The 7,164-nt window shown below is 69.6% G+C and carries 6 protein-coding genes and 1 pseudogene; 3 read left to right on the plus strand and 4 right to left on the minus strand.

Annotated elements, in window-relative coordinates; translation table 11 throughout:
* The 3 genes and pseudogenes from IEZ12_RS38365 to IEZ12_RS13890 all read right to left on the minus strand — a co-directional run.
* A pseudogene (locus IEZ12_RS38365) lies at positions 1–274 on the minus strand (hypothetical protein); the annotation flags it as partial.
* 106 nt (positions 275–380) lie between these two features.
* Complete coding sequence (locus tag IEZ12_RS13885) at positions 381–560, minus strand: hypothetical protein (RefSeq protein ID WP_189272330.1); 180 nt, start codon at positions 558–560, stop codon at positions 381–383.
* A gap of 161 nt (positions 561–721) precedes the next feature.
* On the minus strand, positions 722–3,361 hold the full coding sequence (locus IEZ12_RS13890) for a transglycosylase domain-containing protein (protein ID WP_229847522.1): 2,640 nt from the start codon (positions 3,359–3,361) through the stop codon (positions 722–724).
* Positions 3,362–3,657: 296 nt separating this feature from the next.
* On the opposite strand from IEZ12_RS13890, the gene IEZ12_RS13895 reads away from it, so the two are divergent.
* Complete coding sequence (locus IEZ12_RS13895; RefSeq protein WP_043915342.1) at positions 3,658–4,320, plus strand: PadR family transcriptional regulator; 663 nt, start codon at positions 3,658–3,660, stop codon at positions 4,318–4,320.
* A gap of 148 nt (positions 4,321–4,468) precedes the next feature.
* Entirely contained in the window at positions 4,469–5,551 is a 1,083-nt protein-coding gene (locus tag IEZ12_RS13900) for an inositol-3-phosphate synthase (RefSeq protein WP_043915344.1), read from the plus strand.
* Positions 5,552–5,709: 158 nt separating this feature from the next.
* Here IEZ12_RS13900 and IEZ12_RS38370 read toward each other — a convergent pair whose 3' ends face one another.
* Positions 5,710–6,474 carry a C40 family peptidase gene (locus IEZ12_RS38370; protein ID WP_229847523.1) on the minus strand — a complete coding sequence of 255 codons (765 nt, stop codon included), beginning with the start codon at positions 6,472–6,474 and terminating at the stop codon, positions 5,710–5,712.
* Positions 6,475–6,638: 164 nt separating this feature from the next.
* Here IEZ12_RS38370 and IEZ12_RS38375 point away from each other — a divergent pair.
* The coding region (locus IEZ12_RS38375; protein WP_373295473.1) for an MFS transporter at positions 6,639–7,164 on the plus strand (526 nt) is incomplete at its 3' end.

The raw sequence follows: 7,164 nt of genomic DNA on the forward strand, positions 1-7,164 counted from the left end.
TGGTGGCGCCGAAGAACCAGCCGCTCTGGTAGCACGAGGCCTTCTGGAACAGGCCCAGCAGGAAGACCACCACCGCGGCCACTGCGAGGAACTTGGCGGGCGTCCACCAGGACACCCCGAGCAGCGCCCGACGCCCCGGCGGGCCGCCCAGCAGCTCGCTGCCGGCCTCCGAGACCGGGTCCTCGTCCGCGGGCACCACCACGGTGTTCGGCAGCGGCCCCGCGGCCGGAACCGGCCCGGGCGCTGGGGTCTCGTCACGCAGGCTGGACGTCATGGCGCACATACTGCCGCACCCTCGCCCGCAACCGAAGAGGGGCACGGGATCGCCGTTCGCGGTCCGGTGCCCCTCTGTGGCGGTTTCGCCGGGATTCGGCGAGAGGTCAGGCCTGCCGGCCGGCCAGGCGCTTCGCGGCCTGCAGACGCTCGGGCTGGAGCGGGTCGGTCATGCTCCCCGCGCCCCGTCCCGGAGTGAAGGCCCAGTCGCGGAACTTCCAGGAGACGTCCGCGATCCGCCGGTCGTCGGGTGCGACGTCGATGTAGAACAGGGACTCGTCCGGCACCCGGTCGTCACCGCCCTCTGCCTCAACAACTGGGAGGGCGGGGACAAGACCGGGCCTTCGGACTTCAGTGGCGGGCCGGTGAGTGAGACCGTCCGGCAAGACGAGAAGGCCGGAGGTGGGATCCCACCTCCGGCCTTCCTCAACTCTCCTGCGCCGTAGCCCTACTGGCCGCCCATCAGGCCGACCAGGTCGCCGGCGCCGCCGGCTCCCGGGCTGGGACTGGCGCTCTGGCTCGGGCTCTTGCTCGGCTTGGGCGACCGGCTCGGGCCGCAGTTCCCGTTTCCGTTGCCGTTGCCCTGGCAGGTCGAGCTGGCGCTCGGCGGCGGCGAGACCGGTCCATCCGGGGACTTGCTGGCGGGCGGCTCGGTGGGTCCGGTCGGCTCGCCCGGGGACGCCGAGGTGGAGGCGGAGGCGCTGGACGACGGGCTGGCCGGGGCGCCCGAGGAGTCGACCTCCTGGCCCCACGGGGTCGCGGCCTGGAAGTTCTTCGGGTTGCCGGGGCCGATCACCTTCATGTACCGGGTGAACACCTCGGCGGGGAAGTCACCACCGTGGATCTCGTTCTTGCCGCCGGTGCCGTCGAGCGACTGCAGACCCGACTTGTTCGCCGGGTCCTCGCGCCACATGCCGACCGAGGTGGTCAGGCTGTTGGTGTAGCCCACCCAGAAAGCGGACTTGCCGCCGTCGGTGGTACCGGTCTTGCCGGCCACCGGGAAGCCCAGCTCGTTGGTCTTGCTGCCGGTGCCGTTCTTCGCCACGTTCTGCAGCACCTCGGTGATGTTGTCGGCGACCACCGGGTCGAGCACCTGCTTCGGCGCCGGCTTGGTGAAGCCGGGCAGCTCCTTGCCACCCAACAGCACCTTGCTCACCGAGTACGGGTCGGTCTGCTGGCCGCGGGCCGCGAACACCGAGTAGGCCGAGGCCATCCGGATCGCCGACGGGGTCGAGGTGCCGAGCGGGAAGGTCAGGCTGGTGGCCGGCGCGAGGGTGTCCTCGTGCAGGCCCAGCTTCATCACCATGTCCCTGACGTTCTTGTTGCCCGCGTCCTGGCCCAGCTGCACGAACGGCACGTTGTACGACCACTGCATGGCCTGCTTCAGCGTCACGTAGCCCTTCTGGCCGGGCTCGCTGTTGCGCTGCTTGTACGGCTTGCCGTCGTCGCCGATGGCCGGGGTGCCGTCCTTGGTGTAGATCGGGGCCAGGTTGTCGGCCAAGTACTTGGAGTCCTGGTTGATCTTGGCCGGCGTGCCGTCCTCACCGTTCTTGGTGAGCACCCCGTTCTGCATCGCGGTGGCCAGCACGAACGGCTTGAAGGTCGAGCCGACCGGGACGCCGACCGCGTCTGCGTTGTTGGTGTAGTGGTTGTTCTCGATGCCCTTGCCGCCGTAGAGGGCGATGATCGCGCCGTCGTTCGGCACCACCGAAGCCGCGCCGATCTGGACGTTCTGGTCCTCGGCCCGCCTGTCCGGGTGCAGGTTGGCGGCCTCGAAGTCGTCGACCGCCTTCTTCAGGGCGTCGACCTTGTCCTTCTGGAACGTGGTGTAGATCTGGAAGCCGCCGCGGTCGAGCCGCTGCTGGTTGAGGTTCTTGTCCTTGGCCGCCAGGAACTTGTTGGCGGTGTCCACCAGGTAGGAGACCTCGCCGTTCAGGCTGGCCGGGGCCTTCACCGCGATCGGCTCGGGGAACTTCGGCCCGCACTTGGCGCGGTCCTCGGCCGTGATCGTCTTGGTGGCCTGCATCCGGTCCAGGACGTAGTTCCAGCGCTCCTGCATGCGGTCGTGGTTGCCGGTGTTGAGGGTCGGGTCGTACAGCGCCGCACCCTTCAACAGGCCCGCCAGCATGGCGCTCTGACAGACGTCCAGCTTGTTGGCGTCCACCCCGTAGTACGCCTGGGCGGCGGCCTGGACGCCGGTCGCGCCGCGGCCGTACCAGCTGGTGTTCAGGTAGCCGGTGAGGATCTTGTCCTTGTCGTCGCTGATCTTCAGCGCGATGATGAATTCCTTGGCCTTGCGGCTGAGCGTCTGCTCCTGGGACAGGTAGACGTTCTTCACGTACTGCTGGGTGATGGTCGAACCACCCTGGGTCTCGCCGCCGGTCGCCATGTTGTAGACGGCGCGGGCGATGCCCTTGGGGTCGATGCCCTTGTCGGTGCGGAAGGTCTCGTTCTCGGCCGCGATCACCGCGTCCTGCGCCGGGCGGCTGATCTCCGAGAGCTCCACCCACTGCTTGTTGGTGTCGCCCTTGCGGGCCATCTCGGTGCCGTCGGCCCAGTAGTAGATGTTGTTCTGGAGGTCGATCGACGCCTTCGCGTCCGGCACCGGGATCAGCGCGAACGCCGCGCCTATGGCCGCCACGCTGCCGCCGAAGAAAATCAGGAACAGGCTCAGCGACTGCTTCCAGGACGGCATCCACCGCTTGAAGCCGGTCTTGCCGAAGCGCGGGTAGTCGATCAGCCGCTTCTTGCCGGGCTTGCCCGGCTTGCCGTTGCGGCCGGCGCTCCGGCCGTTCGGCGGGCCCTCCGAACCTCCGTCACCACCGCCGCCGCCCTTGCGGGACTGCTTGCGCATCTCCGCCCGGGTCAGCCGGGGCTGCTGGGCGGTCTCCCGCACCGCGCGCCGGGGTCCGGGGGCCGCCGCCGGGCCGGGACGGCCGGGACCGGCCGACGGCTCGCGCGACTCGTGCGCGTAGTCGGGTGCTCCCTCGACCGGGCTGCCGTAGGCATACGGGCGCCCGGCGGACGCCCGCCTGGAGGGCGGCTGCTCGCCCCCGGGGTTGGCCGACCTACGCCGGTGTTCGCTCATCTCTCAGCAGCTCCTCGGTCCGGGTGCACAGGCGACAGAGTACGGCTCCCTGAAAGGTGTCCAATCGGGCATTGGAAGCCAACCAGGACGAACCGACCGGGATTTATTGCACGGCCGTTGCCCAAAGCCCTTGTGATCGCGGTTACGCGTGCCCCTCTTGCTCCTTTCGTGACCCAGGGTTACTGTTGCCGATATATCGAGCCGATACATCGGCACGACACATCGGCCCGGCATACCCCGCGGGCCGGGCCCGGCATCCGACGAGCAGGACCCCGCGACGGAAGGAGGAAGGCGGTATGAGCCGACGCTCCGGCGTTCTCGAATTCGCCGTCCTCGGCCTGCTCCACGACGCGCCCATGCACGGCTACGAGCTGCGCAAGCGGCTCAACGTCCTGCTGGGCTCGTTCCGGGCCTTCTCCTACGGAACGCTCTACCCGTGCCTGAAGAGCCTGGTCGCCCAGGGTTTCCTGGTCGAGGACAACCCGGACGTCGAGTACGTCCCGGCCACCGCGCTCAACGGCAAGCGGTCGAAGATCGTCTACCGGCTCTCCGCCGAGGGCAAGCAGCGCTTCGAGGAGCTGCTCGCCGAGTCCGGGCCGGACGCCTGGGAGGACGAGCACTTCGGTGTCCGCTTCGCCTTCTTCGGCCAGACCGACCGGGCCGTCCGGATGCGCGTGCTGGAAGGCCGCCGCAGCCGGCTGGAGGAGCGGCTGGAGCGGATGCGCAGCTCGATCGCCCGCACCCGCGAACGGTTCGACGACTACACCCTCGAACTCCAGCGCCACGGCCTGGAGTCCGTGGAGCGCGAGGTCCGCTGGCTCAACGAGCTGATCGAGACCGAGCGCGCCACCAGAAACGGACGCGGTCCCGCGTCCCCCCCAACTTCGGACGGCCGTGGCCAGGCCGCCGGGTCCTCGGACCCGCCCGGGCCACCGTACGACCGCCCGGGGCGCTCCTGACCGGAGCGCTGTAGCAGCACCGCGCCGGCCTTGCCGCCGCTCGCGGCGAGGCGTGGGCGCCCCGCGCGCCCGTCAGACAGTCAGAACAGATGTGGAACGAGTGTCGTCACACCACGGCGACTCTCATGAGATTCAGGGAGCAACCGGAATGGGTTCGGTTCGCGTAGCCATCGTCGGCGTGGGCAACTGCGCCGCCTCGCTGGTGCAGGGTGTCGAGTACTACAAGGACGCCGACCCGGCCGGTAAGGTCCCCGGCCTGATGCACGTCCAGTTCGGCGACTACCACGTGAAGGACGTCGACTTCGTCGCCGCCTTCGACGTGGACGCCAAGAAGGTCGGCTTCGACCTGGCCGACGCCATCGGCAACAGCGAGAACAACACCATCAAGATCTGCGACGTGCCGCCGACCGGCGTCACCGTCCAGCGCGGCCACACCCTCGACGGCCTGGGTAAGTACTACCGGGAGACCATCGAGGAGTCCGACGAGGCCCCCGTCGACGTCGTCCAGATCCTCAAGGACCGCCAGGTCGACGTCCTGGTCTGCTACCTGCCGGTGGGCTCCGAGAACGCCGCCAAGTTCTACGCCCAGTGCGCCATCGACGCCAAGGTCGCCTTCGTGAACGCCCTCCCGGTGTTCATCGCCGGCACCAAGGAGTGGGCCGACAAGTTCACCGAGGCCGGTGTCCCGATCGTCGGCGACGACATCAAGTCCCAGGTCGGCGCGACCATCACGCACCGCGTGATGGCGAAGCTGTTCGAGGACCGCGGTGTCATCCTCGAGCGCACCATGCAGCTGAACGTCGGCGGCAACATGGACTTCAAGAACATGCTCGAGCGCGAGCGCCTGGAGTCCAAGAAGATCTCCAAGACCCAGGCCGTCACCTCGCAGATCCGCGACCGTGAGCTGGGCGCCAAGAACGTCCACATCGGCCCGTCCGACTACGTCGCGTGGCTCGACGACCGCAAGTGGGCGTACGTCCGCCTTGAGGGCCGCGCGTTCGGCGACGTCCCGCTGAACCTGGAGTACAAGCTCGAGGTCTGGGACTCCCCGAACTCGGCCGGTGTCATCATCGACGCCGTGCGCGCCGCGAAGATCGCCAAGGACCGCGGCATCGGCGGCCCGATCCTCTCCGCGTCCTCCTACTTCATGAAGTCCCCGCCGGTGCAGTACTTCGACGACGAGGCCAAGGAGAACGTCGAGAAGTTCATCCGCGGCGAGGTCGAGCGCTGAGCGCAGCGAAGCCTGCTCGCTGAAAGAGCTGAGCGCTGAGCGCAGCGAAGCCTGCTCGCTGAAGAAGGCGAGCGCCGGGCTTCGAGCTCTGAGCATTGACGTTTCGTCACGCTCTGCCGGAGGGCCGTCCCGTTTTCGCGGGGCGGCCCTCCGTCGTGTCAGGACCAGGCCGCGTTCCAGGTCACCGGCCCGACCACGCCGTCCACCGACAGCCCGTGCCGCTGCTGGAAGGCCCGGCAGATGCCGGCCGACGCGGGCCCGTACCAGCCGTCCGCGGTGATCACCCACCCGCGCCAGGCCATTCGCCGCTGCCACGTCAGGACGTCGTCCCCATGCAGCATCGGCGACTGCACCCGCAGGTACCGCCCCGGCCACTGCGGCGCCCCGGGCGTGGTCGGCTGCCCGGACGTCCGCGCCGCCGGGATCCCCCCGAGCGCCGGATCCGCCGACACCGTCCCCTCCGGATACGCCGGGACCCCGTACCCGTACGGCGACCCGGGCCCGCGGCGCGCCCGCGACTTCCGGTAGACCCCGTCGCCCTCGGTGGAGCCGGAATCGTTGGTATTGCCCTCCACGGTGTAAATGGTGTCGGCGTCGTAGGCGTAGACGACTCCGGTGTGGTCGCCGCCGCCGGGGCCGAGGTAGAAGGGGCCGCCGAGGACGGGGTAGGGGGTCCAGCGGTTCTGGCGGCGCCACCAGGCGACGGCGTCGAGGCAGGACGCCGTCATCGGCCACAGGTTGTCCATGCCGGTGCGGTGGGCGGCCCAGGCCTCGAAGGTGGCGCACCAGGGTTGGCCGTCGGACCATTCGAGGCCGGGGGTTTCCTCGCTGTAGCGCTGGCGGTTGTTCCAGGTGCCGTCGGCGTCGCGGCCCTCGTGGTAGCCGACCTGGCCGAGGAGCAGGGCAGTGAACTCGTCTCGCATGGGGAGCCTCCCGTCGTTCCGAGATGGTTCTTCCCTTGTGAGTGCCCAACGACCTCGGAGTGGCGGCGTCACCGGTGGTGTGGAAGCGCGCTGGGGGCGCGCGTCGCGCGAAGTTGGCGGATGTTTCACGTGAAACACCGTCGGGCTCGTGGCACCCTTGGCGGGTGATCACCGAACGGCCCCCGCGCGAGGCCACCCTGCGCGGCCTGCTGCACGGCACCGGCTTCCGCCGGCTGCTGACGGTGCGCCTGCTCTCGCAGTTGTCGGACGGGGTCTTCCAGGTCTCGCTGGCCGCGTACGTGATCTTCTCCCCGGAGCACCAGTCCTCCCCCGCCGACATCGCCGCGGTGCTGGCGGTGATGCTGCTGCCGTTCTCGGTGATCGGGCCGTTCGCGGGGGTGCTGCTGGACCGCTGGCGGCGGCGTCAGGTGCTACTGATGGGCAATCTGGCCCGGTTCGGGCTGGGGCTGGTGACGGCGGCGCTGCTGCTCGGCCGGGCGCCCGACTGGATGTTCTTCGCGGCCGCGCTGCTGGTGACGGCGCTGAACCGGTTCATCCTGGCGGGCCTGTCCGCGTCGCTGCCCCGAGTGGTGGACCCGTCCGACCTGGTCACCGCCAACGCCCTCTCGCCCACGCTGGGCACGGTCGCGGCGGCCTCCGGCGGCATCGTCGGCTTCCTGGTGCACCAGG

It is taken from the genome of Kitasatospora griseola, from assembly GCF_014648555.1.
Taxonomy (GTDB): Bacteria; Actinomycetota; Actinomycetes; order Streptomycetales; family Streptomycetaceae; genus Kitasatospora; species Kitasatospora griseola.

What these genes read in the sequence shown, in the direction of transcription:
- IEZ12_RS13890 (WP_229847522.1), bottom strand. Translation starts at nt 3,361, where the DNA reads ATGAGCGAACACCGGCGTAGGTCGGCCAACCCCGGGGGCGAGCAGCCG.
- IEZ12_RS13895 (WP_043915342.1), top strand. Translation starts at nt 3,658, where the DNA reads ATGAGCCGACGCTCCGGCGTTCTCGAATTCGCCGTCCTCGGCCTGCTC.
- IEZ12_RS13900 (WP_043915344.1), top strand. Translation starts at nt 4,469, where the DNA reads ATGGGTTCGGTTCGCGTAGCCATCGTCGGCGTGGGCAACTGCGCCGCC.
- IEZ12_RS38370 (WP_229847523.1), bottom strand. Translation starts at nt 6,474, where the DNA reads ATGCGAGACGAGTTCACTGCCCTGCTCCTCGGCCAGGTCGGCTACCAC.